At 65.7% G+C, this 25,452-nt stretch carries 19 protein-coding genes; 15 read left to right on the forward strand and 4 right to left on the reverse strand.

What is annotated here, in order from left to right:
• Positions 1 to 2 precede the first annotated feature (2 nt).
• The 13 genes from QE385_RS01315 (at position 3) to QE385_RS01375 (ending at position 19,296) form a co-directional block, all read left to right on the forward strand.
• Positions 3 to 1,418: a metallopeptidase TldD-related protein gene (locus QE385_RS01315; protein WP_307098304.1), complete on the forward strand. Its 1,416-nt coding sequence runs from the start codon at positions 3 to 5 to the stop codon at positions 1,416 to 1,418.
• 52 nt (positions 1,419 to 1,470) lie between these two features.
• Positions 1,471 to 1,818 carry a co-chaperone YbbN gene (locus QE385_RS01320; RefSeq protein ID WP_307098306.1) on the forward strand — a complete coding sequence of 116 codons (348 nt, stop codon included), beginning with the start codon at positions 1,471 to 1,473 and terminating at the stop codon, positions 1,816 to 1,818.
• 110 nt (positions 1,819 to 1,928) lie between these two features.
• Positions 1,929 to 2,423, forward strand: coding sequence for a hypothetical protein (locus QE385_RS01325; RefSeq protein ID WP_307098308.1), 495 nt, complete (start codon positions 1,929 to 1,931; stop codon positions 2,421 to 2,423).
• 275 nt (positions 2,424 to 2,698) lie between these two features.
• The gene (locus QE385_RS01330) at positions 2,699 to 4,723 is read left to right on the forward strand and encodes a glycoside hydrolase domain-containing protein (RefSeq protein ID WP_307098310.1); all 2,025 of its coding nucleotides are present in this window, start codon (positions 2,699 to 2,701) and stop codon (positions 4,721 to 4,723) included.
• Between the two features lie 91 nt (positions 4,724 to 4,814).
• Positions 4,815 to 7,334 carry a TonB-dependent receptor gene (locus QE385_RS01335; protein ID WP_307098312.1) on the forward strand — a complete coding sequence of 840 codons (2,520 nt, stop codon included), beginning with the start codon at positions 4,815 to 4,817 and terminating at the stop codon, positions 7,332 to 7,334.
• A gap of 5 nt (positions 7,335 to 7,339) precedes the next feature.
• Positions 7,340 to 8,425, forward strand: coding sequence for a YdcF family protein (locus tag QE385_RS01340; protein WP_307104504.1), 1,086 nt, complete (start codon positions 7,340 to 7,342; stop codon positions 8,423 to 8,425).
• Positions 8,426 to 8,875: 450 nt separating this feature from the next.
• Positions 8,876 to 9,334 carry a LacI family DNA-binding transcriptional regulator gene (locus QE385_RS01345; protein WP_307104506.1) on the forward strand — a complete coding sequence of 153 codons (459 nt, stop codon included), beginning with the start codon at positions 8,876 to 8,878 and terminating at the stop codon, positions 9,332 to 9,334.
• A gap of 167 nt (positions 9,335 to 9,501) precedes the next feature.
• Positions 9,502 to 10,587, forward strand: a complete 1,086-nt coding sequence (locus QE385_RS01350; protein WP_307098314.1) for an ROK family transcriptional regulator — start codon at positions 9,502 to 9,504, stop codon at positions 10,585 to 10,587.
• Between the two features lie 213 nt (positions 10,588 to 10,800).
• On the forward strand, positions 10,801 to 11,763 hold the full coding sequence (locus QE385_RS01355; RefSeq protein ID WP_307098316.1) for an ROK family protein: 963 nt from the start codon (positions 10,801 to 10,803) through the stop codon (positions 11,761 to 11,763).
• Positions 11,756 to 13,132 carry a sugar porter family MFS transporter gene (locus QE385_RS01360; RefSeq protein WP_307098318.1) on the forward strand — a complete coding sequence of 459 codons (1,377 nt, stop codon included), beginning with the start codon at positions 11,756 to 11,758 and terminating at the stop codon, positions 13,130 to 13,132. The genes QE385_RS01355 and QE385_RS01360 overlap by 8 nt, the downstream gene beginning before the upstream one ends.
• Positions 13,129 to 14,628 carry a glycoside hydrolase family 32 protein gene (locus QE385_RS01365; protein ID WP_307098319.1) on the forward strand — a complete coding sequence of 500 codons (1,500 nt, stop codon included), beginning with the start codon at positions 13,129 to 13,131 and terminating at the stop codon, positions 14,626 to 14,628. The genes QE385_RS01360 and QE385_RS01365 overlap by 4 nt, the downstream gene beginning before the upstream one ends.
• A 105-nt stretch (positions 14,629 to 14,733) precedes the next feature.
• Entirely contained in the window at positions 14,734 to 17,538 is a 2,805-nt protein-coding gene (locus QE385_RS01370; protein WP_307098321.1) for a TonB-dependent receptor, read from the forward strand.
• A gap of 126 nt (positions 17,539 to 17,664) precedes the next feature.
• The gene (locus QE385_RS01375; protein ID WP_307098323.1) at positions 17,665 to 19,296 is read left to right on the forward strand and encodes a glycoside hydrolase family 32 protein; all 1,632 of its coding nucleotides are present in this window, start codon (positions 17,665 to 17,667) and stop codon (positions 19,294 to 19,296) included.
• Positions 19,297 to 19,557: 261 nt separating this feature from the next.
• Here QE385_RS01375 and QE385_RS01380 read toward each other — a convergent pair whose 3' ends face one another.
• The 4 genes from QE385_RS01380 to QE385_RS01395 are packed head-to-tail and all read right to left on the reverse strand — an operon-like array spanning position 19,558 to position 23,749.
• Complete coding sequence (locus tag QE385_RS01380) at positions 19,558 to 20,883, reverse strand: FAD-binding oxidoreductase (protein WP_307098325.1); 1,326 nt, start codon at positions 20,881 to 20,883, stop codon at positions 19,558 to 19,560.
• Positions 20,884 to 20,920: 37 nt separating this feature from the next.
• Entirely contained in the window at positions 20,921 to 22,129 is a 1,209-nt protein-coding gene (locus QE385_RS01385; protein WP_307098327.1) for a DUF1624 domain-containing protein, read from the reverse strand.
• Positions 22,130 to 22,170: 41 nt separating this feature from the next.
• Positions 22,171 to 22,314, reverse strand: a complete 144-nt coding sequence (locus QE385_RS01390; RefSeq protein ID WP_307098329.1) for a hypothetical protein — start codon at positions 22,312 to 22,314, stop codon at positions 22,171 to 22,173.
• 7 nt (positions 22,315 to 22,321) lie between these two features.
• Positions 22,322 to 23,749 carry an aldehyde dehydrogenase family protein gene (locus tag QE385_RS01395; RefSeq protein WP_307098331.1) on the reverse strand — a complete coding sequence of 476 codons (1,428 nt, stop codon included), beginning with the start codon at positions 23,747 to 23,749 and terminating at the stop codon, positions 22,322 to 22,324.
• A gap of 336 nt (positions 23,750 to 24,085) precedes the next feature.
• On the opposite strand from QE385_RS01395, the gene QE385_RS01400 reads away from it, so the two are divergent.
• On the forward strand, positions 24,086 to 24,748 hold the full coding sequence (locus QE385_RS01400) for a haloacid dehalogenase type II (protein WP_307098333.1): 663 nt from the start codon (positions 24,086 to 24,088) through the stop codon (positions 24,746 to 24,748).
• A gap of 2 nt (positions 24,749 to 24,750) precedes the next feature.
• A complete protein-coding gene (locus QE385_RS01405; RefSeq protein WP_307098335.1) occupies positions 24,751 to 25,449 on the forward strand; it encodes a cupin domain-containing protein in 699 nt (232 codons plus the stop codon).
• The last annotated feature ends 3 nt before the right edge of the window (positions 25,450 to 25,452 follow it).

Consider the following 25,452-nt stretch of genomic DNA (forward strand, 5'->3'; position numbering starts at 1 on the left):
CCATGGCGCGCATTCTGGCGCCCGCCGGGTTGGACATGGGTGACCTGTCCCGAGCGTTGGGCCGGTTTGCGAGTGCGGGCACCGACCTTGCCGACCTGTTCTTCGAGACGAAACGCACGCGGACCTTCTGGCTGGAGGACGGTCGCGTCGCGGGCGGATCGTACCAGATCGGACAGGGTGTTGGGGCGCGCGCGGCGCGGGGCGGCCAGGTTGCCTTTGCCCATTCGGCGGACATGGGGGCGGAGGCGCTCGCGACGCTGGCGGCGGCGGTGCGGGCGCTGGACGGGGGGGAGGGCGGTGAGGTCGCGGTGCCGATGATCGGCACGCCGCAGGTTCATAATCTCTATCCGCCGATCACGCTGAACGCGCCGGGCAGTGCTGGCCCGTGGATCGCCTTGCTGGAGCGGATCGACATGGTCGCCCGCGCGGCGGACCCGCGAGTCTCCAGGGTGGATGCCTTTCTGCGGATCGTCGACCAGAGCATATTCGTCGCCGATCTCGACGGGCGCGTCGCGGGTGACGTTCGGCCGACGATGCAAGTGTTCGTCACCATCGTCGCGGAAAAAGAAGGTCGCCGCGCGCAGGGACAGGCAGGGCTGGGCGGACGTCACGGGGTCGAGGGTGTGGGCGACGCCCGGATCGACGGGCTCGTCGCACAGGCGGTGGAGATGGCGTGTATCAATCTCGATGCCCGGCCCGCGCCATCGGGCATGATGCCGGTCGTGCTCGGGCCCGGCTACCCCGGTGTCCTGTTCCACGAGGCGATCGGCCATGGTCTGGAGGGCGATCACCATCGCAAGAATCAGTCGGCCTTTACCGGGCGGATCGGCGAGCGGATCGCGGCGCCGGGCGTGACGGTAGTCGACGATGGCGGCCTGCCCGGCCTGATCGGCTCGCTTGGCGTCGATGACGAAGGCTCGGTGGCGATGCGCACGACGTTGATCGAGGATGGCGTGTTGACGGGGTTGATGCAGGATCGGCTCAACGCCGGGCTGATGAACGCTCGGCCGAGCGGAAACGGGCGTCGGCAGTCTTATGCCCATCTGCCGATGCCGCGCATGACCAACACCTTCCTGCTCGCCGGGCGCCACGCGCCCGACGACGTGATCGCCTCTGTCAAGAACGGCATTTACGCCACCGCCTTTGGGGGAGGGCAGGTCGATATCGTCAGCGGCCGGTTCAACTTCACCACGACGCAGGCCTGGCTCATCGAGAATGGCCGGATCACCGCCCCGGTCGAGGGCGCGACGCTGATCGGGGTGGGGCATGAGGCCTTGAAGCAGATTTCGATGGTCGGCCACGACCTTGCGCTCGACGATGGGGTCGCCAGTTGCAGCAAGGACGGCCAGCATCTCGACGTTGGTGTCGGCCAGCCGACGATCCGGATCGATGCGATGATGGTCGGCGGCGCGTCGTGATCATCGCGCCCTGCACCCAACCAGAAATTCCCAGGAAAGCGAGATGCCTAACGTGACCACGATTCTTCCCGGCCATGAAAATCGTCCGGAAACGGCCGACCCCGTCTCGAGTGATGCGCTGCAACTTTTGGTCTTCAGCGCGACCTGGTGCGGGCCGTGCAGGGCCATGGCGCCGGCAATCGACGATATCGCCCAGGATTATGCCGGGGAGCTCATCGTGGTAAAGATCGATATCGAAACATCGCCGGACCTTGCGAAAGAATTCGACGTGCGCGGGGTGCCCACGGTGATCACGTGCCGCGGGCGCACGATCATCGACCGCCATGTCGGTGGCATGACACGGACACGGCTTGCGCTCATGATCGAGGACGCCTTGAAGCGCGGGGACGCTGCGGAATGAACGGCACGACGACCGTGCCCGCGATGGAGACGCTCCGCCAGGCATTGGGGATGGAAGAGCCCGATCCCGTGACAGCCGGGGCCGATGATGCGACGCGGCTGGCCTGCTGGATGCTGAACGCCATCCGGCCATGGCCCGAGGCGGCACGGAACGTCATGCAGGCTTTGCTCATGGCGCATCGCGAAGGTCGGACCGGTTCCGCCGAATGGCGAAATCTGCGCGCCGCCGCCGTTGCGCTGAGCGATGACCGCGATGCCGAGGTTCGGGCGTTCGGGCATGTCGCGGAAGCCGCAGCCTGGCCCCTCGCGACCGCGCGGGCGGGGCTGGTCGAAATGATGCAAGCGATCTGCCAGCTCCGCGCCCAGCAGATGGCGAGGGCGACCGGGTGGACGGAGGAGGACGAGCAGGCCGCCCATGTCATCCTGATGGAGATCGAAGCGGGCGACGGGAGGATGCAACCCCGGCGTGAGGACATCCCCGCTCTTTTCATGGCCGCAAACCCCGGTCTGGAGAAAAGATTCTGCGTGAACCTGACGGCCGCGAACGCCGCCTTTAGCGCTTTTAAAGCGGAGGTCGCGGCTTGGATCGCGGGCGCAACCCGGTAACGGATTGGCAGCGCAGTTAGGACAGCAAGCGCCCGGTGTGGTAGACCGGGTGTGCCCAAAAGATAGCATCGAGCCTTCGTCTCAAGGCGGATTCCGTTCGGCCAAAACGGGCTCCATGCCGCTTCTGACGTTTGCCATAGTACCACATGAACGCAAAAGGGCTTTTACCCAGCTAAAACGGGCTCATAGCCGATCGGCAGGTCATAGCGGCGTCAAAAAAGGCGCATAGGGAATGGCCCTTTCGCTCGGCGGAGCGACGAACGGGGAAGCAAGGAATGAAATTCATCATTGCGGCTGGGCTGGTCATGATCGCGACGCCCGCATTCGGGCGCGATGCTCCTGCCGATCTGGTCGATCCGTTCGTTGGGACGCTGGCCGATTTCGGGCAGTTGACGCCCGCTGCGGTGGCGCCATTCGGTATGGTGCAGCTGGGGCCTGATACCGATCCCGCCAACCATGCGGGCTATGATTTTGCGGCGGATCGGCTGCACGGCTTTTCGTTGACACGCGGCGTCGGGGTGGGTTGTGGTGGCGGGGGTGGAGACCTGCTGGTATCGTTACGGCCCGCAGGGACAAGCGGCCCGGCGGTCATCGACAAGCGCAGCGAGCGCGCGAGTGCCGGCTTCTATCAGGTCGCGTCCGACGATGGTGTCACGGTACAGGCCACCGCGACCCGGGGGGCGGGGCTGCTGCGCTTTCGGGTGAACCGGCCGGGACGGGTCGTGCTGCGGATCGATGCGGGGCACAGCTATGCCAAGCGGGCCTCGGCCGCATGGCGAACGGCGGACAGCGACGATCTGCGCGCCGAGATGGTCGCGGGGACGGTGTGCGACAAAGGGCTCTATCGTCTCTTTTCGTCCAGCCAGGTGACATTGAACGGTCGCCCGCTTCACCGCACGCTGACCGTGAAGGAGGGCCTTGCGACCCTGGACCTCGATGTGCGGCGCGGCGACGTCGTGGAACTGGCGACGGGCCTGTCGAGCGTCGACGTCGATGGCGCCGCGCTAGTCCGCAAGCGGGAGCTGGGAAATCGCCGGTTCGACGCGGTCGCCGCCGAAACGCGAGCGGCCTGGAACAATGTGCTCGGCCGGGTAAGGCCGGAAGGGTCTCGTGCCGAACGCGCGCTGTTCTACACCTCGCTGTTCCGGGTCTTCCAGACCCCGGTCGCGATCGACGATCCCGATCGTCGCCATCGCGAGAATGACGGCACGATTGCCCGGTCGGCCGCAGGCCAGACCCGCTATGCGAGCTGGTCTCTATGGGACAATTACCGGACCCAGCTACCCCTGCTTGCGCTGCTGCAACCCGAACGCAGCCAGGATATCGCCCGCTCGCTCGCCGATCTCTATAGGCGCGGCAAGGCGCAATGGGCGACGATGAACGAGCCGTTCCTGACGGTTCGCACCGAACATGCCGGGATCGCGCTGCTCGACATGCGGCGCAAAGGCATCGCCGGGTTCGACGCCAGGGCGGCCCTTGCGGGCATGGTGGCGGACAGCGCCACGCTCCAGCGCGAAACCCCCGACCAGCAGATCGAGGCCGCCTATGACGACTGGGCGACCGCGCAGCTGGCGCAGGATCTGGGGGACGGGGCGACGGCGCGCCGTTTCTCCGCGCAGGCCTATGGCTATCGCCCGATGTGGCGTTCGGTCTTTCAGACGCCGGGCGCGGACGGCGATATCGTCAAGGCGAGGGGGCTGTATCAGGGGACGTTGTGGCAATATCGCTGGGCGCCGGTCTTCGATCTCGACTGGATGGTGGCGACGGTCGGCCCGTCCGAGTGGCTGGCGCAGTTGCACCGCTTTTTCGACGCGGGCCTGTTCAACATGACCAATGAGCCGGACATCCAGGTCCCCTGGCTGTTCGCGGCGGCGGGGCAGCCCCAGGCGACCGCCGATCTCGTCCGCAAGATCCTGACGCAGCCGATGGCGCATCCCTATACCAATGCGGGCAAGCTGCCGCAGCCCTTTGTCGGCCACAGCTTTGCGCTGGCACCGCAGGGATTTGCCGACGGGATGGACGACGATGCCGGGGCGATGACCGCCTGGTATGTCTTCGCCTCGCTGGGGCTGTATCCGCTGGTGCCGGGTGAGCCCTGGTATGTGGTTACGGTGCCGGCATTTGCGCGCACGAGCATCGATCTGGGGCAGGGGCGACGGATGACAGTGCGGCGGATCGGCCCCCGCGATGGCGTGGTCGTCCGCGCGGACTGGAACGGACGGACGCTGGCAGACTGGCGGGTCGGGCATCATGCGTTGCTGGAAGGGGGCATTTTGACCGTCACGACGCGGCCGCGTTGATCCAGGTTGATGCATTTCCCTCAAAAGCTTCACAAATCTGTCGCGAACAACGGGCATCGGAGCCGCCAATTCATCCGAAACGGGGGAAATCATGACCTTTGCCAAAGCCGCGCTGCTGCGCGCGACCGCCCTGAGCGCGGCCCTTCTCCTCACCCCGCAACTGGCGAGTGCGCAGACGGCCAATGAGACGGCGACGACCGATGCCGCGCAGGCGGACATGGCGGCGCAGTCGGCGACCGGCGAAGAGGTGATCGTCACGGGTTCGGCCCGGCGGCAGCGGCGCTTCGACGTGTCCTATGCGGTCAACTCGCTGGGGCAGGACGATGTGAAGCGGCTTGCCCCGCTGAACTTCGCCGATCTGCTCGGCAAGCTGCCCGGTATTCAGGTCGAGGCGACGGGCGGCGAGGTGCAGAACGTCACGCGCATTCGCGGCATTCCGACCGATGACGGCTATGCCGTGTTCCAGCAGGACGGCCTGCCGCTATTCCACGACATCAACGGCAATTTCTTCCGCGGCGACAGCCTCAACCGCTATGACTTGATGACCGAGCGGGTCGAGGTGGTTCGCGGCGGCCCGGCGCCGATCTTCGCCAGCCAGGCGGCGGCGATCGTCAACTCGATCACGGCGACCGGCACCGACACGACGCGCGGCAAGGTCCAGGTGACGGTGGGCACCACCGACCTGTATCGCCTGGACGCGATGCAGGCCGGGCCGCTGGGCGAACGGACCTATTATGCGATCGGCGGCTATCTGCGGCAGGATGGGGGGCAGCGCGACAATGGCTTCCCCAATGATCGCGGCGGCCAGATCCGCGCCAATATCAAGCGCGACCTCGACAACGGCACGCTCAAGATCAGCGTCAACTATCTGAACGACCATAACAGCTTCTATCTGCCGATCCCGATCGCCGATCCGCGCAATCCGTCGGTGTCGCTCAATCCCTATATCGATTTCTTCCACGGCACGCTGAACTCGCCCGCCTTTCGCGGGGTGACGCTGAAGTACCGCGACTCTGCCGGGGTCGTGCGTAGCGAGACGCGGGATCTGGCCGATGGCCGTCATATGGAATATGGCAATATCGGCCTGCAATATGACGCCGAATTCGGCGGCTGGCAGTTCTCGGCCAAGACCGGCTACACCCAGGGCAAGCTGCGCTTCGACGCGCTCTATTCGACCTCCAACCCGGTCGACGCCAACAGCTTTGCCAATGGTTTCCAAAGTGCGGCGACCGCCGCGTTCGGGTCCGTCGCGCGGCTGGGCTATGCGCTGTCGGGGACCAATGGCGCGACGGCCTATGACCCTTATGCCGCGTCGGGCCTGGTCGTGCAGGGCCAGTATCGCGGCGTCGACTCGAGCTTCTATTCGGGGCAGGGCGATGTCAGCGTCACGCGCAAGTTCGAGACGGGTTTCGGCACGCATGACGTGCGGCTGGGCGGCTATGCCTCGGCCTATGGGCTGACCAACAAGGCGGTCTATCAGGATTATCTGATGGAGGTGCGCGGCCAGCCCCGGACGCTGGACCTCGTCGCCTATTCGGCGAGCGGGGCCGTGCTGGGCTCGGCGACCGACAAGGGCGTACTGCGCTACGGCACGACGCTGAACCAGGGCGATGTCGATTCCACTGTCTATGCGCTCTATGCCAACGACACCTGGGAAGTGACGCCGGGCCTGCGCATCGATGGCGGCATTCGCCATGAATGGTACAATATCAGTGGCTATGGCCTGACATCGACCTCGGTCAATCTGGGCGATCCCGCCACGCTCGCCGACAACAGCGTCCGCAGCTTCGATGGCGGGCGCCAGACACGCAAGGACAGCCCGGTCGCGACCAACTGGACGATCGGCATCAATTACGACGTCAGCACCCATTTCGGCGGCTATGTGCGTGCCTCGCATCTGGAGGTGCCGCCGCAGTCCGCCAGCTATTACAATATCAACCCCGTGCTGGTGAAGACGCAGGCCGACCAATATGAGGCTGGGCTGAAGGCATCCTTCGGACGCAACTACCTCTATATGACGGGCTTCTATACGAAGTTCGATCCGTTCAACGCCTCGTTCGTGGCGTTCAATCCCACGACCGGCCGCAACGACCAGTCGGTACCCTTTATCGGCCAGGCCGAGGTCAAGGGCGTCGAGGTCGACGGCACGCTGGCCCCGGCGCCTTGGTTCTTCGTCTCCGGATCGTTCACCTATCAGGAGCCCAAGTACAAGAATCTGCAGAACAGCTCGGGCGCCGACCCTTCGGCCGTCAACGGCAAGCAGATCATCCGCGAGCCCAAGGTGTTCGGCAATATCCGTCCGACCTTCGCCTTTGACGCAGGCGGCGATCAGGTGGAGGTCTATGGCCGTTACGAGTTCGTCGGACGTCGTTATGTCGACCTGTTCAACAATACCGGCCTGCCCGCCTATAACACCTTCGGGCTCGGCGCGACGCTGACCCATGGCGGGTTCCAGTTCCAGGTCGTCGGGGACAATATCTTCAACAACAAGGGGCTGACCGAGGGCAATCCCCGCACCGACCAGCTCGACGGACAGACTTCGCGCGATGCGATCTATGGCCGCCCGATCTTCGGGCGTAGCGTCCGCTTCGTCGTCAGCAAGGCCTGGTGAGGCCCATGGGGCGGCTGATGGCGGCGGCGGCGCTGGCGATCTCCATCGCCCAGCCGCTGCCCGCCGCCGTGCCAGCGGTCCGGGATACCCAGCTGGCGGCGATGGCGGCGCGGCTGTTTCCGGCGCTGCACGGGCCGCTGGCGGGGGACGCACGGGATCGGCGCGTCGCCGCCTGCGCGGGAGTGCCTGATTGCGTCGTCGCGGCGGCGATCCTGCGTGACGAGGAGCGGGAGGCCCTGGCGGCGCGCTCCCCGGATCATGGGGATGACGTGCGGCGGCAGGTCGATGGGCTGAACGACATATTGCGCGTGTATGGCATCGGCAAACTGCCACGCTATCCGCTGATCGACGGGTCCGACGCGCCGTTCGGGAGCGAGGCCTTTGCGGCCAAGGTGGCCGATGCGGTCGTCATGGCCGGGGCGCAGCGCGGCGATCCGGCGGTCGGCGGCGACATAAGCCTGTCGCTGGCGCTCGCCCTGCTCGATGCCAATGACAAGAATGCGGCCGTCGCCTTCGAGCCTCTGGATCAGCGGTATAATGCCGCCGCCGTCCGGCGGGCCCGGACTATGGCCTGGGGTCGCTATCGCTATACCGCGATCCTAGTCCTCGGGGTCGGGCCGGATGACCTGGAAACGCCGCTCAGCGCCAAGGGCAAGGTCAATGTGCGCGTCGCCGCCGAGCAATTCGCCAAGGGCGTGGCGCCGTTTCTGATCGTCAGCGGCAGTGCCGTGCATCCACGCGATACGCCGCATGTCGAGGCGCTGGAGATGCGGCGCGCCCTGATCGAACGCTATGGCATCCCTGCGGAGGCGATCGTGGTCGAACCCTATGCGCGGCATACCACGACCAATGTCCGCAACGCCACGCGCCGCTTGATCGCGATGGGCGCGCCGCTCGGCCGGGACATGCTCGTGGTCAGCAACGCCTCCCATATCGATGCGGTCGCCAGCCCGGCCTTTGTCGAGCGCAACCGCCGCGAACTCGGCTATCAGCCCGCCATCGCCGATGGGCGTCTCGCCCCCACCGCCATCGCCATGAGGCCATCCCATGAGGCGCTGCGCGTCGATCCCGCGGACCCGCTCGATCCCTGAACCGGCTGGGGCGCCTATCCGGCCAGGACCTCGAGCGGACCGCACCGTTCTTTCTCCGTCATCGCTGTGCGGGCATGCCCAACAATGCGGCTCCGTCGATCCTCAATGTTGCGGTCGCAGCTGGGGTTTCGAAATCGACGGTCTCGCGCATCCGTGTTGTCATCGGGCAACGATACCGCGCAAGGTGCGCCAGATCGCCGAACAGTTTGGCTATGCACCGCGAAGTGCCGACAGCCAGCCTGCGCCGGGGGCAGACGATGACGATCGGGGGCATCGTCCCAGGCTGACCGGCACGGTTATGGCGATGCTGTACGAAGGCATCGCCCAGGCATGCGGGCGAACCGGTCGTATCGCGCTGGTCGCGACGGCTGACGAGCGGGTCGAGGGCGAGCGAAGGGCATCTATTCGACCTTGGCCATCGGCGGATCGGCATTATCCTGGGGCCGGGCTATGCCTCCAGTGCCAGGGGGGAGGCAGGAGGGATATCTTCGGGCGCTTGGCGAACAGGGCATCGGCCCCGACCCCGATCTCATCGTGGACTCGACCTTCAGCATCGATGCCGGCACCGATGCGGCACTGACCTTGATGCGCCTGTCGTCGCCACCCACGGCGATCTTTGCGGTCAACGACAAGACGGCGATCGGGGCCATGTCGGCGCTGCTCAATCTGGGGCTCAGGGTGCCCGAGGACGTATCGCTGGTCGGATATAATGACATTCCCATCCTGGGCTGCCTTCCCACGCCGCTCACGACGCTCCGCGTGTCCTTCGATCAGATCGCCATGACCGCGCTGGACCTGCTCATCTCGGGCCGCAGTCGGCCATGCGAGCCGATCCAGATGGCAGCGCCAACCCTTATTCCGCGACGCTCGACGATGGCCAATGCGGGGAAGGAGCGTCCGGCGTCGTAGCGATATGCGTGCCGCCACCCATCACGCTCTGACTTCGCCCGTACCATGAATGCGCGCGTGACGCGGTACTTTCTGCCGAATCCCGTGTATCACAGGGTGATAACGATGGTTCGATAGGAGCGGATGCCCATATGCATGGGGTGCGAAAGGGCACGAACGCGAGCGGAATGCGGCGGTATAACGAGCGGCTGATCCTGTCGGCGATCCGGCGATTAAACGGTGCATCCAAGGCCGAACTGGCGCGGGTGACGGGACTGTCACCCCAGGCCGTGGTCCGCATCATCGACGAACTCGACAGCGACGGATTGCTGTTCCAGGCCGAGAAGCGCACGGGCGGCATGGGGCAGCCCGCCACGGTCTATCGTATCAACGGGGCGCGCGGATACACGGTCGGCGTGGAAATCGGCCGGAACGCCATGACGCTGGTCTTGCTCGACTTCGACGGGCAGCAAAAGGCGGTGCATTGCGATGCCAGCGCCTTTCCGACCATCGACCTGGTCGTGGAACGGATCGACCGGTTCCTGCACGAGCAACTGCCGGCGTCGCTGCGCGATCCCAGCACCTTTCTGGGCATTGGCATAGCGATGCCGTGGTTCCTGGGCGAATGGCGCGACGAACTCGGCATTTCCGAGGATCAGGCCGAGGAGTGGCGGCGCGGCGATGTCGCCAGCCGCCTGCGCGCCGGACTGCACTGGCCGACCTTTTTCGACAATGACGGCAATGCGGCGGCGCTGGCGCATCTGTTGTGCGGGGCGGGGGCCGACCTCCAGAGTTATCTCCTGATCAACCTCGGCACCTTTGTCGGCGGGGGCCTGGTCCTTGGCGGGCAGGTGGTGCAGGGGCGGCATGGCAATGCCGGGGCGCTGGCGTCGATGCCCGTCATGGCCGATGGTCGGCGCGATTCGCTGATCCATCATGCCTCGCTATACGATCGGGATCTCGCGGCCACTCCTGCCGAACTGGAAGGCTGGCGACGGCGCTGTACCGAAGCATTGGCCTTCGCGATCTCGGGTGCGAACAGCCTGCTCGATCTCGAGGCGGTCATCCTCGACGGATCGCTGGCCGCGGAGGAATTGGCCGACATCGCGGCGGCGGTGGAACGGCAGCTGGCCGAACATGCCCCGCCCGATTTCTTCGCGCCCGAACTGCGCATCGGCACGCTGGGGCGGCAGGCCGCAGCGATCGGCGCAGGACTGTTGCCGCTGCACGCACAGTATTCGCCTGATCTCAGCAGCTTGTTCAAGCGCAGCTAGTCGGCTTTCGCGAAATCCCGCCCGCCTGAGGCATGTCTGGTATCGCTAACTGCAAACGATTGCTCGGCAAGCCCCTGAAAAGCCGCAAAATTTGCCCTTGACCAACTAAATCACACTAGTAGATTTAATGGTATCGACCGCAAGAGCGGCAGGTGATGGGAGGATGACGATGGCGACCGTATCTCGGCGTACAAGGCGGGCGGGCTGCTCGTGGTGACCGAACCGCTGCTGCTGGGCGGGATCGAGGCCGGGGGCACGAAGTTCCTGTGTGCCGTCGCCGATCGTGATGGGACGATCCTCGCCGAAACCCGGATCGCGACCACGACCCCGGCCGAGACCCTGGGCGCGACCAGCGCCTTTTTCCGCGAGGCACAGCGCGTCCATGGCGATCTGTCGGCCTTTTCGGTCGGCAGCTTCGGTCCGCTTTCGCTCAATCCGCTGTCGGCCGATTACGGCAGCATCACCTCGACCCCGAAACCCGGCTGGGAAAATGTCGACCTGCTCGGCCATCTGCGCCGGATGACGGACGCGCCGATGACGCTCGACACCGACGTGAACTGCGCGGCGGTGGGCGAGCAGCTGTTCGGCAGCGGACAGGGGCTGGACAGCTTCTGCTATGTTACGATCGGTACGGGGATCGGCGTCGGCTTGCTGATCGGTGGCGCGCCGCATGGCGGGGCGAACCACCCGGAGGCCGGGCACATCATGGTGCCGCGCGCCCCCGGCGATGAAGCGTTCGAGGGCATTTGTCCGTTTCATGGCGATTGCCTGGAGGGACTGGCCTCTGGTCCGGCGATGCGCGCGCGCTGGGGCATGCCAGCCGAACGCCTGCCCGCCGACCATCCGGCATGGGATATGGAGGCGGACTATATCGCCGCGCTGTGCGCCACGCTCACCTATGTCGTTCGCCCGGACCGGATCATCGTCGGCGGCGGGGTGATGCAGCCGCAAATGTACCCGAGGGTGCGATCCGCGCTGGTCGCGAAGCTCGCTGGCTATGATGCCAGCATGCGGGCGATCGATATGGACCAATATGTCGCCGCGCCGACCGCCGGGGCCTCCGCCGGGCTGACCGGTGCGCTGGCGCTCGCCTATCGCACCGCGACACGTCAATGGCCGATGCACTGGCGCATGGCCGAACCCTTTCACGCGAACAAGGAGACGGTCGATGCATAGCATCACCACGCCGGACGGTCGGCAGAATGTGGACGATGCACGGGCGACGATCGCGATCGTGCTGAGCGCGGCCGGGGCGGCGCTGGGCGGGTTGCTGTTCGGCTTCGATACCGCCGTCATTTCCGGGGCCACGCAGGCGTTGCAGGAACGCTTCGCCCTTACCGATGCGTCGCTGGGGTTCACCGTCGCCTCCGCGCTGATCGGGACCGTCATCGGATCGCTGGTCACCGGCGCGCCCGCGGACCGATATGGGCGAAAGGCGATCATGCTGTCGGTCGCCATCGCCTATGTCGTTTCCTCGCTCGGTGCCGGGCTTGCGCAGAGCTGGCCGATGCTGATCGCGTTCCGGTTTCTGGGCGGCCTTGCGATCGGCGCGGCATCGGTCGTGACGCCGATCTATATCGCCGAAGTGTCGCCCGCGAAGTTCCGTGGGCGCCTCGTGGCTATGAACCAGCTCAACATCGTCCTGGGCATCCTGATCGCGTTCCTGAGCAACTATCTGATCGCGCAGGCGCTGCCGCCCGAAGCGGCGTGGCGGTGGATGTTCGGCATCGTCGCGGTGCCCTCGGCGCTGTTCCTGGCCGTGACCTTCCTGCTTCCCGAAAGCCCGCGCTGGCTGGCGGTGCATGGACAACAGGCGAAGTCGGTGCAGGTCATGGCGCGCCTCGGCTTCCTGGACCCTGCGGCCGAGCTGACGCGGATCGAGGCCGCAGAACGCCGCGATGCGGGGCAGGGCGATGCCCGGCTGTTCCAGAGCGCGCACAGCTTCCCGGTCGCCTGCGCCATCGCCATCGCGCTGTTCAACCAGCTGTCGGGCATCAACGCGCTGCTCTATTACGCGCCGCGCATCTTCGAACTGGCGGGGGCGGGGGCCGACAGCGCGCTGCTCCAGTCGATCGCGGTCGGGGGCACCAACCTGCTCTTCACCGTCGCCGCCCTGTTTTTCATCGATCGGTTCGGGCGCAAGCCGCTGCTGATCGTCGGGTCGGTCGTATGCGCCGCCGCGCTGCTGCTGGTCGGTTGGCAGCTCGAACGCAGCGTTCCGAACGGTACGCTGATCCTGGGCGGCCTGCTCGCCTTCATCGCCGCCTTCGCGATTAGCCAGGGGGCGGTGATCTGGGTGTTCATCTCGGAAGTCTTCCCCAGCGCGGTGCGCGGCAAGGGACAGGCGCTGGGGTCCACCACCCACTGGGTCGCGGCGGCGGCGATCACCTGGCTTTTCCCGATCGTGGCGAGCGCGGTCGGCGGCTGGGTCTTCGCATTCTTCGGCGCGATGATGCTGCTGCAACTGCTCTGGACGCTGCGCGTGATGCCGGAGACCAACGGCGTCGCACTCGAAGACATGAACCTGAAGGGGCAGGCGGCATGAAGACCATCGCCCTCCTTGCGATGACCGGGATCGCGCTGGCCTCCACCGCGTCGGCGCAGCGTCCCGATCCGCGCCCGACCTATCATTTCGCGCCGCAGCGCAACTGGATGAACGACCCCAACGGCCTCGTCTATTATGACGGCGAGTATCACCTGTTCTTCCAGTATAACCCGTATGGCGATCGCTGGGGCCATATGAGTTGGGGCCATGCGGTCAGCCGCGATCTGGTCCATTGGCAGGAACTGCCGATCGCCATCCCCGAGACCGCCGATGTCATGGCCTTTTCGGGCAGCGCGGTGGTCGACTGGAACAACACGACCGGCTTCGGCCGGAACGGCAAGCCGCCGCTGGTCGCCATCTATACGGGGCATAATCCCAAGGCGAAGCTGCAATCGCAATATGTCGCCTATAGCAACGATCACGGCCGGACCTGGACCGTGCATGGCGAAGTGCTGAGCGTCGGATCGCCCGAGTTCCGCGATCCCAAGGTGTTCTGGCATGCCCCCACGAAGCGTTGGGTGATGGTGGCGGTGATGGCTTTGGAGAACCGCGCGGTGCTGTTCACCTCCCCCGACCTGAAGCAATGGACCTTTGCCAGCAGCTTCGGGCCGGCCGGCGGGCGGGGCAAGAACTGGGAATGCCCCGATCTGTTCGAACTGCCGGTCGAAGGCGGCGCACCGGGCGAGAAGCGCTGGGTGCTGGGCATCAATCTCGGCGACAATGCGGTCGGCGGCGGTTCGGGCGGGCAGTATTTCGTCGGCGATTTCGACGGCAAGCGCTTCATCCCGGTGCCGGGCTGGCCCGGCGAGGCGCAGTGGATGGACTATGGCGCGGACTTTTACGCCGCCGTGTCGTGGAACGACCTGCCCAAGGATGACCCGCGCCGCATCTGGATCGGCTGGGCGAATGACTGGCGCTATGCCGAGGCCATACCGACCTGGCCCGCCCGCGGCCTGATGACCGTCCCGCGCGAGGTGACGCTGAAGAAGACGCCCGCCGGTTATCGCATCGCCCAGGCGCCGGTGCGCGAGGTGGCGAGCCTGCGCGGCGAGCGACAGGATTTCGCCGCGACGCTCGGCGAAACGCCGGTCGCACTGCCGATCGCAGGCGGCTCGGCCGACCTGACGCTCGATCTCGACACCGGTGCGGCCGAGCAGGTGACGATCGCCCTGACCGACGAACAGGGTTACCAGACGCTGATCGGCGTCAACCCGACCGTGGACGAGGTGTTCGTCGACCGCACCCGCTCGGGCCCGCATTTCCATGACGGGTTCGCCACCCGCCATATCGCGCCGGTCGACCTGAAGGGAAAGCGGGTGCGGCTGCGCGTGCTGGCCGATCAGTCGATCCTGGAGGTGTTCGTCGGCGACGGCACGCGCACCATTACCGACCGCTTCTTTCGCGGCAGCGGCCCGCTTCGCTGGAGCGCGAGCGCTAGGGGCGGATCGGCGCGACTGACGATGCAGGCATGGCCGATGACCGGGGGCTCGCGCTGACATGAACGGCTTCGTCATGACGGTGGAAGCGATCGCGCCGGGCTGACGCCCACCCCGTCGATCTTTTGAAAATCAAAAAAACATAACGGAAATCTGGGAGGATTTATGCCGAAGACCTTGCTCGCCCTGCTGACATCCAGTGCGCTGGTGCCGCTTGCCGCCAGTCCCGCCGCCGCACAGGACAGGAGCGCCCAGGCGCAGGCCGATGCCGCGCCCGAAAACGATGCCAGCGCCGATATCGTCGTCACCGGCTATCGCGCCGCACTGGGATCGGCGCAGGAGATCAAGCGCAACTCCGCATCGATCGTCGATGCGATCGTATCGAACGACATCGGCAAGCTGCCCGACAACAATGCCGCCGAAGCGATTGCGCGCGTCACGGGCGTCACCGTCCAGCGCTATAACGACGAAGCCGGGGTGATCCTGGTACGCGGCCTGCCCGATGTCGCGACCACCTTCAACGGCCGCGAATTCTTCTCGGCCGAGGACCGGGTGCTGCACCTTCAGGATTTTCCGGCGGGCGTCGCGGCGGGGATCGAGGTCTATAAATCGGGCACGTCCGACCTCATTGAACCGGGGCTTGCCGGGCTGGTCAATCTGCGATCCCGCCGCCCGTTCGACGTCAAGGATACCGAGATCGCGGGCGAATTGCGCGCTTCCTATAACGATCAGGCACGGGCGTTCGACCCGGCGGGCAATCTGCTGCTGACCAAGCGCTGGGACACGCCGATCGGGGAGGTCGGCGCGCTGATCAACGTCAGCTATGTCCGCACCACCTATCGCAACGCCGATCGCTATGCCGACTCCGCGATCATCTCGCCGCGCGGCTTCGGGGCGAACGATGCCGCCGACGACCTGACCGTGACCACGCCGGGCGTGGGCATGGATTTCCGCTTTCCGGCCAATGCGGGCAATTTCTATGAAAAGGGCGTGCGCCATCGCCCGGCAGTCAACGGCACGATCCAGTGGCGTCCGACCTCCGATCTCGAAGTCTTCGCCGAGGGGCTGTGGCAGGCCTATCGCGGCCAGGTGCTGCGCGATGCGTTCAACGTCAATTTCGAACGCCGCGATGCGAACGGCGTCGCGCCGACGTTGAGCAATGTCGTGCTGGTGCCGGGCGAGCCGGACAAGGCGGCCAGCTTCACCAAGACCGGCGGCTATGTCCCCGAATTCTATCGTTCGACCCAGAATGACCGCACCGATACGTGGCAGGCGGCGGCGGGTTTCAAATGGACCACCGGCCGCGCGACGCTGTCGGGCGACTTCGCCTATACCAACAGCAAATATCAGGCGTCGGAATATAGCCTCGACGCCCAGCTCGCCAGCGCGCCCACCATCAATGTCGATTGGGACGTGCGCGGATCGGCGGTGTTCGATCTGGGCGGCTATGCCATCGACAATCCGGCCAATAGCCGTTGGCGCGGCTATTATCAGCGCGACTTGGTGACCAAGGGCGATGGCGTCCAGGGTCGCATCGACCTGGATCTCGAAACCGACTGGGGCTGGCTGCCGCGGCTGCAATTCGGTTTCCGCGCCAGCGATCGCAACGCCTATTCGCAGAACAACAATCGCTATGCCTATACCGCCGGGCTGAACATCCCGCTCGACAGCCTGCCGACGGGGGCGCTCGGGCTTATCACCGACGGGTTTCGCGACGATCCGCAACGCTTCAAGAACTGGCTCGCCCCCAGTCGCGATGCGATCCGCGACAATGCCGAGGCCCTGCGCCTGCTGGCGCTGCAATCGGTGCAGCGCGCGACCCTATTATTCCCCTCGGACAATGGCATTCGCGAGGCGGTGACCAAGTTCGCCACCGCCGAGATCCCGTTCGATCCGCTGGGCGGCTTCACCGCCAGCGAAGCAAGCTATGCGGCCTATGGCCAGGGGAAGTTCGACTACGACCTGGGCGGGGTACGGATCGACGGCACGGTCGGCGCGCGCATCGTCAACACCGACGGCACCTATCGCGGGTTCAGCCGGGTGCAGGCCGCCGACGGCACGGTCGGCATCGTCCCCAGCGTCACGCGCCAAAATTATGTCGATGTGCTGCCCTCCGCGATCGCGCGGATCCGCTTCTCGAACGAATGGCAGATACGGCTGGGCTATACCCAGACGCGGACCCGGCCGGGCTTCGGCCAGCTCAATCCGTCGATTAATATCACCCGCAACAGCCCCGGTCCCGACGGCACGCCGCCGGTGTTCGACGCCAGCGGTTCGGGCGGCAATCCCGATCTGCGGCCGCTGACGTCGAAGAATTACGATGCGTCGCTCGAATGGTATTTCTCGAAGAACGGATCGGCGTCGGTCGCCGCCTTCTATCGCGACCTGAACGGCTTCATCGGCTATTATACCCAGGTCGTGACCGATCCCATCTATGGCCGCGTTCAGCTCAACCGGCCGGAAAATGCCGGTGACGGGCGGATCAAGGGGATCGAGGCGTCGCTCCAGACCTTTTTCGACTTCCTGCCCGGTGCGCTGTCGGGCTTCGGCGTCCAGGGCAACGTGACCTATCTCGATGGCACCAATCAGTTGCCCCGCGTGCTGGGCGAGGGCGACCGACAGGTGGAGATTACCGGCCTGTCGAAATGGGCGTACAACCTGACGGCCTTTTACGAGAAGAGCGGCATCTCCGCGCGGCTGTCCTATAACTGGCGATCGCGCTACGTCACCAGCTACAACCGCAATATCAACGAAGACCAATATGCCGGTGAGCTGGTGCGGCCGGTCTCCCGACTCGATTTTTCGGCCAGCTACGACGCGTTTCGCAATATCTCCTTGGTCGCGAACGTCAGCAATATTCTGGCACAGCCGTTCAAGAACTATCGCTTCTACAACGAAACGCAGTTCTTTGGCCGCGATCTGCGGGTGGAGGGGCGCTATTTCAGCCTGGGTGTCCGCTTCAAGATGTAATCCGGGCGGCGGACGTGCCTTGCCGCGTCCGCCGGACCGTCCCGATGCGAATATCGCGCGATCGCTCGAAGAAGCGATGCGCGGAGGATGACGTGCGGCGGCTCGTCGCACGCGGAGAGGAAGCAGATGGCATCGATATTTTCGCGTCGTCAGACGCTCGGCTTCATCACGACCCTGCCCATGCTGTCCGCCTGTGGCGGATCGGGCGACGGGGGAGGGGGCAGCGCCTCGGCCACCGGACTCGCTCCGGCCCCGACGCCGACCCCCAGCCCGACCCAAAGCCCGACCCCGGCGGCGGTCGGCGGCCGTCCGCATTATCATATCGCCGCGCCCGATGGCGGCTGGATCAACGATCCGCAGCGTCCGGTGCGGATCGGCGACAGCTGGACGATGTGGGCGCTCTACAATCCCACATGGCCGAATGGCGGCACCGAATGGCGCCGCTGGACCTCGACCGATCTCGTCAACTGGACCGATCGCGGCGTGTCGATTCCACGTCGGACGACGGCGTTCGGCGATGTGTGGAGCGGCAGCGCGGTGATCGACACCGACGACACCGCCGGTTTCGGGGCGGGTACGCTGATCGCGCTGGCGACCATGCCCGCCGACAATGCCGCCGGACAGAACCAGTCGACCGCGCTGTGGTATTCGCGCGACGGCGGGGCGAGCTTCGCCTTCCACGCGATCGTCCATCCCAATTTTCCGGGCAACAAGCCGTTCCGCGACCCGACCGTGTTCTGGCACGCACCCACGTCGCGTTGGGTGATGACCTTGTCTGAAGAGGGCAAGATCGGGTTCTACACCTCTCCGGACCTGAAACAGTGGAGCTATGCCAGCGGCTTTGTCTCCACCTTGGTCGGCGGGGTGATGGAATGTTCGCACCTTTTCCCGCTGCACCTCTACGACGCGAACGGGGCCACGGGCGTCGACAAATGGGTGTTGCTGGTCGGCGGCGACGGGACGGGCAGCGGCTTTACCGGCGGCAGCTACTATTGGGTGGGCAGCTTCGACGGGACCGGCTTCACCGCCGACAGCGCGACCGGCCGCTGGCTCGATGGCGGGGCCGATTATTATGCCGCTATGGTGTGGCAGGACCCGCGAGCGGCCGATCCGCGTGCCGCGGCGTGGACGATGGGCTGGATGAACAATTGGGCCTATGCCAATCAACTGCCCGCCACCGCTGGCTATCGCGGACAGTTGAGTATCGTCCGCCAGATCCGCCTGCAGCGAAACTCCGACGGCACGCCCAGCCTGCGCATGACGCCGATCGCAGCCCAGAATAATGCGTTCCAGAGCGTGATGCTTGGAACGGATCAGACCATCGCCGAGGGACGCGACTATGTCTGGCCCACCGATGCCGGAATGATCGCCGGGCGGATCGACCTGACGCTCACCCGCGTCGGTGCCGACTGGCCGGGCGGGGCATGGCTGTCGGTGCGCGGCGGCCAAGGTTACTTCACCCAGATCGGCTTCGAACTGAACAAAAGCCATGTATTTGTGAAACGGGACACCAGTGGTCCTTACCCGCCCGACCATGGTGCATGGCGCGAGACTCGCAGCGTACGGTGCGAAGCCGCTGACGGAAAGGTGAGGGTCAGCATCTTCCTCGATGCCGGTTCGATCGAGGTGTTCATCAACGATGGTGACAGCGTCCTTTCCGAACTCATCAATGCGCCATGGGATGCGACCGGCTTGAACCTCAACGCAAGCGGTGGTTCGGTTCGAGTATCGGAGGTTCGGGTTCTCGCGGGGGGCTAGGGCGGATCGACATTCAGGATTGCTACTTTTTCCCTCTCCCCTGGACAGGGGAGAGGGTTAGCGAAGCTTGCCAGCCTGCTGGCTAGCGCAGCTTGGGTGAGGGGTTGAGCGAGCCCAAAGGCTCGCGCGCTCGCCAAGCGAGCGCCTACCCCTCACCCAGCTCCGACTAGGCCTTTGCTTTCGCAAAGACCAAGTCTGCGCAACCCTCTCCCCTCCGCGAGGGGCGAGGGACGGAAAGGCGTCGCTGAATGCCGATCGGCACTAGAATTCCGCGACCTTGCCCCAGGCGGAGTCGCGAAAGCGGTTTGGATGATAGGGTTTGGGGTCGACGATGGGTGCGCCGCCGCTGACGATATCGGCGATCAGATGGCCAGCCCCAGGCCCGATGCCGAAGCCATGCCCGCTAAAGCCGGCCGCCAGGATCAGGCCGGGCAGTTCGTCCACTTCGCCGATGCCGGGCACACCGTCTGGGGTGCTGTCGACATAGCCCGCCCAGGCCCCGGTCACGACGCGTTCCGACAGGCGCGGCATCAGCGCGAGCGCGCGGGCATGGGTGCGCGCGACGGCCGCGCGGTCGGGCTTGGGATCGAGGATCCGCATCGCCTCCATCGGTGTCGGCCGGTCGAGCCGCCAGCGCACGACCCGCTCATGGCCCGACCGCACCCCCTCCAGCCCGCCGGGCGACAGTTTGCGCCAGCGACGCAGGAACATCGGCAGGAACTGGGTCGAAAAGCGCAGGAATTGCGGGGTGGGATCGACCTTGCCGCTGCCACTGATCGACAGCGTATAGCCGCCATCGCCGCGCCGGGTCATGGAGATATACTCGCTGTGCATCGCGGCCGGGAAGATGTCTTCGCCCGGCCCGACCGCCATGACCGTCTGGCGGATCGTGGCCTGCGGAAAGCGGATGCCATATTGATTGCAGAAGGACGAAGCCCAGGCGCCCGCCGACAGCACCGCGATGCGGGTGCGGATCGTACCCCGTTCGGTGACCACGGCGGAAAGGCGCCCGCCTTCGGTTTCCAGCCCACGCACGGCGCAATTCTGATGCACCGTTCCACCCAGCGCCATCAGCGCGCGGGCGGCGGCGGGCGCGGCCCGCGACGGATCGGCGGTGCCGTCGGTCGGGGAGAAGACGCCACCCTTCCACGGCTTGTTGCTGAACCGCCCGCGCTCGCTGGCCTCGGCCGACGAGAGCATGTGGGTGGTGACTCCCGCCGTCCGGGCGAAATCGCGCCAGCGTGCCCAGCCCTCGATCTCGGCTTCATTGTCGCTGAGATAGAGCAGCCCACAACGGCTGAACCCGGTTGCCTCGCCGGTGTCGGCAGCAAATTGTTCCCACAGGTCGAGCGACTTGGTTGCCATAGGCAGTTCGCGCGCATCGCGGTTCTGCTGGCGGCACCAGCCCCAGTTGCGGCTGGACTGCTCGCCACCGACGCGGCCCTTTTCGACCAGCGCGACCTTCCATCCGCGCTTTGCCAGATAATAGGCGGTGAAGCAGCCGACGATACCGCCGCCGATCACGACGACATCGGCCATGTCGGGCAGGGCGGGGCTTGAATCTACAAGGGTCAACGGTGCGGGCATTCCGGGGCTCCAACGGGTCCGGGGAAGGGGGACTGGCTCAGAAATATTTCAGCCAGCCAAGGTCCTTGCGGCGCTTCTTCAGGTTCGAGAACCAGCGCGTCGGGAAGTAGAGCGGCACGATCAGCGCGATCCACATCAGCCAGATCCACGGGATAGACGGAAAGCCGAAGACCGTTTCGTGATTGGTGCCCCAGATCGCGACCGCGCCCAGGTACATCATGCGCAGGACATACAGGTGGAGGAGATAGAAGAACATGGGCGCACCGCCGAACACCGCCAGCCAGCCGATCACCCGTGTGTCGTCCACCCGGTCGAACAGCGCCAGCAGAAGCGACCCGACGCCCAGCGTCGCCATCACGTACAGCAGCGAGGGCGGATATTTGGTGAGCGCCAGGAAGCTCATGACGGTGCGGATCGGCGAGCCGGGCACCACGAACCAGGGGGCGTCGCCATAGATGTTGAGCGCCCGCAACGCGACGAACCCGACCAGCATCAGCGCGCCGGTCTGCGCCAGCCGCCGCTGCCGTGCCAGGGCGTCGGCACCGACGAACCACGGCCCGATCCCCCAGCCCAGGCAGATCACGCCGATCCACGGCAGCAGCGGATAGCTGAACCGAACCGGGAGGCCGCCGAAGCTTACCGTCCCGCGATCGTGCAGAAACGCCCAGACGGTGTGGAACATGCTCTCCTCGGGCACGGTGATCGGGCTCAGCAGATTATGCCCGGCGACGATGGCCACTCCGGTCGCGACGATGGCGGCGTGCGGCAGGCGGATCAGCAGCGAGAGCACGATCATGCTCAACCCGATCGCCCAAATGACCTGAAGATAGAGGATCGTCGGTGGAAATTCGGCACGCCAAACGAAATTGACGACGGTCAGTTCGAGCAGGACGAGCAACGCGCCGCGCTTGAACAGGAATGCGCTCGTCTCTGCACGGCTGTGCTTCCGGCCATAGAGATAGGCACCCAGTCCGGTCAGCGCGACGAAGATCGGCGCGCACAGGGTGCTGGTCATCCGGCTGAAGAAGGATGCAGGCGCGACGGTCAGCGCGTCGACCGGGTCGCCGATCGGCACCCATAGCAGGAACGCCTCGCGGACATGGTCGAGCAGCATCAGCACCATGACGAAGCCGCGCAGCGCGTCGATGCCGACCAACCGCGCGCCCGTCCGCGCTACGCTGTTGAAAGACTGGGGCCGGGACACGGTCCCATCGGGTGCAAGGCCCGCTGTCGTGATGCTTGCCATGGTGATGCTCTCCACAGGAGAAGGGAAAACTCAGTCGCGCGTCAGCAGCGCGACGGCGTCGATTTCGACCAGATGGCCGTGGTGCAGTTCGGAAACGGGTACGGCGTCTGCACAGTGGCCAGCGTCTCGGTGATCGGTGGCGGAACCGGTCTGGACGCGTCGGCTAGGATGATCTTGGTTTCCATGGCGCGCTCAGGCCAGGATCGCCTTGGTTTCGAGATATTCCTCGAAGCCATGCACCCCATATTCGCGGCCGTTGCCCGACTGTTTGTAGCCGCCAAAGGGCGCATGCGCGGTCCAGGCGGGGTAGTTGATATGAACCTGTCCGGATCGGATGCGCCGAGCGATGGCCTTGGCGCGGACCGGGTCGGTCGACTGGACATGCGCTCCCAAGCCGTAGACCGTGTCGTTGGCGATCGCCACCGCCTCATCCTCGCTTTCATAAGGCATGATGCACAGCACTGGTCCGAAAATCTCCTCGCGGGCGATGCGCATGTCGCGGGTGACGCCCGAGAAGATCGTCGGCTGCACGTAGAAACCCCGGTCGAGCCCGGCGGGACGGCCGGGGCCACCCGCGATCAACCGCGCGCCGTCCGCCTGGCCGGCCGCGATCATGTCCAGCACGCGGGCGTATTGCGCGGCATTGGCGATAGGGCCCATGGTCGTCGCTATGTCATCGGGCGGGCCTACGCGCCATTCGGCGGCCGCGCTTACCGCCAGAAGCTCGACCTCGGCCAGCCGCGCGGCGGGGACCAACATCCTGGTCGGCGCGCTGCACGACTGGCCGACATTGCGCATTCCGGCCATCACGCCACGCGGAACGGCCTGCGCGAAGTCGGCGTCGGGCAGCAGGATATTGGGTGACTTTCCACCCAATTCCTGCACGACGCGCTTCACGCTTACCGCCGCCGCCTGTGCGACCAGCACCCCTGCGCGGGTCGAGCCGGTGATCGAGATCATCGCGACGTCGGGATGCGCCGCCAGTGCCGCGCCGACGGCCTCGCCGGTTCCACCGATCAGATTGAAAACGCCCGCGGGCGTACCCGCATCGTGCATCACGTCTGCAAACAACAGCGCGCTATAGGGTGATAATTCGCTGGGCTTCAGGACGACCGTACATCCCGCGGCGATAGCGGGCGCGACCTTGGCCGTGATCTGGTAGAGCGGCCAGTTCCACGGCGTGATGAGCGCGCAGACGCCGATCGCTTCCTTGCACAAGGTGAAGCCCGCCGCCGGCCGCTCGAAGCGATAGTCCGCCAGTACCTCCATCTGAGCGCGGACATGCGCGATGGCGAAGGGCACATGCGACGCGCGGGCAAATCCGATGGCGGCCCCCATTTCGGTCGCAATCGCCTGGGCAAAGGCCTCGGCGCGTTCTTCCAGCAGAGCGGCGATCCGGCCGAGCAGGGCGATGCGTTCCGCGACCGGACTGACCGCAAAAGCAGGAAAGGCGCGGGCGGCGGCGGCGACCGCCCGGTCGACATCGGCGGCAGACCCTGCTGCGATGGTGCCGATCAGGCTCTCGGTCGCCGGGTTGGTGACGGGAATTGCGGGTGCGGGCGTCGCCGGCTCACACCACGCGCCATCGACATAGAATTGTCCCGCTCTGTCGTTCGTCATGTCCCACCCGTCCCGGCCCCACCGCGTTCCCCTGAGCGCAGGCGCTCCCGACGCGATAAGGTCTGACCGGAGTGTAGCGGCGACCGGTCGGCAGACGCTTCCGAAAATCGGGGGGCAAACGGCATTCCCGCAGTGTCCGGCCGCCACGAGCAGCGATTTACCCCGTGGCATGCACGCCAGCAGGCTATCCGCCACCGGAAATGCGCAGCATATTATGCTGTGACGTTATCAAGGTTGCTTGTCGTGCCGCATCGGCGCGGCTGCAACGAGCGATTCTGCCGCACGCCGGCCGCTATCACCGTGTTCGGCAATTCACATCAGCAAAGGGGGCCGACCATGCTTCGTCCAAAATATATCACCTTCGATTGTTATGGCACGCTGATCTATTTCGAGATGGCGCCGATCGCGCGGCGTCTCTACGCTGATCGGATCGCGGCGGTCGATATGGGCCGGTTCTGCGACGACTTTTCCGCCTATCGCCTCGACGAGGTGCTGGGTGCGTGGAAGCCCTATCGCGACGTCGTGGAAGGATCGCTGCGCCGCACCTGCGCGAAGTGGGGCATCGAATATCGCGATAGCGACACGGCCGACGTCTATGCCGCCGTCCCGACCTGGGGGCCGCACCCGGACGTGGTAGAGCCGCTGAAGCGCGTCGCGGCGGAATATCCGCTGGTCATCCTGTCCAACTCGATGGTCGATCTCATCCCGCAGAACGTCCGCAACCTCGAGGCGCCGTTCCACGCGGTCTACACCGCCGAGGAGGCCCAGGCCTACAAACCCCGGATGCAGGCGTTCGAGTATATGTTCGATCAGCTGGGCTGCGGGCCGGAGGATGTGCTGCACGTCTCGTCCAGCTTCCGGTACGACCTGATGACCGCCTATGACATGGGTATTACGAACAAGGCCTTCGTCAATCGCGGGCACGAACCGCTGAACAGCTATTATCAGGTGCACGAGATTCCGAGCATCGCGGGCCTGCCGGGACTGGTGGGGCTGTGAGCGTGGCGACCGATGTCCGGTCGTTCATAGATCTGCGCGCCTTTGCCGCATCGGCCGAAGCGCCCGCCACGGGGGACTATCGCACCGCCCGCACCGCGTTGCCGCTGGTCGAGGGGCCGTGCCAGCTCGACCTGCTCGCGCTCGATGGCGGGGCGGGGTCGGAGGCGGGCCTCCCCGGCGACGAGTTCGTCATCGTGCTGGCGGGTTCGATCCGGTTGGGGCAAGTGGTGCTGGAGGCGGATGGCTGTGCGGTCATCCCCAGCGGCGTGGCCTTTGACTGGGCGGCGTCGCCCGGCACGCGCGTACTCGCTATGCGCTATGCGACCGACACGCCCGCCGCCGACCGCATCGTGCCGATCGACGAAAGCGCCGAGCTGACGCCTTCCGATCCACCGCTCGCCGAGCTGCTGGTCGGGCCGACGCCGTCGTGCCGCAACCATACCGATTATCGGTCGAGCGATGGCGTATTCATCTGCGGCACCTGGGACTCGACGCCCTATCACCGCACCGCGATGCGCTATCGCCATCACGAGCTGATGCACCTGCTCGAGGGGAGCGTGACGTTCGAGGACGAGACGGGGGCCAGCCGCACCTTCGCCAAGGGCGACATCTTCCTGCTGGAACATGCTGCGCAATGTCTGTGGGACAGCCGGGAGCATGTGAAAAAGGTCTATGCAATCTGGCGGCCGATGGTCGCCTGATCA

The organism is Sphingomonas sp. SORGH_AS_0950 (genome assembly GCF_030818415.1).
Classification (GTDB): domain Bacteria; phylum Pseudomonadota; class Alphaproteobacteria; order Sphingomonadales; family Sphingomonadaceae; genus Sphingomonas.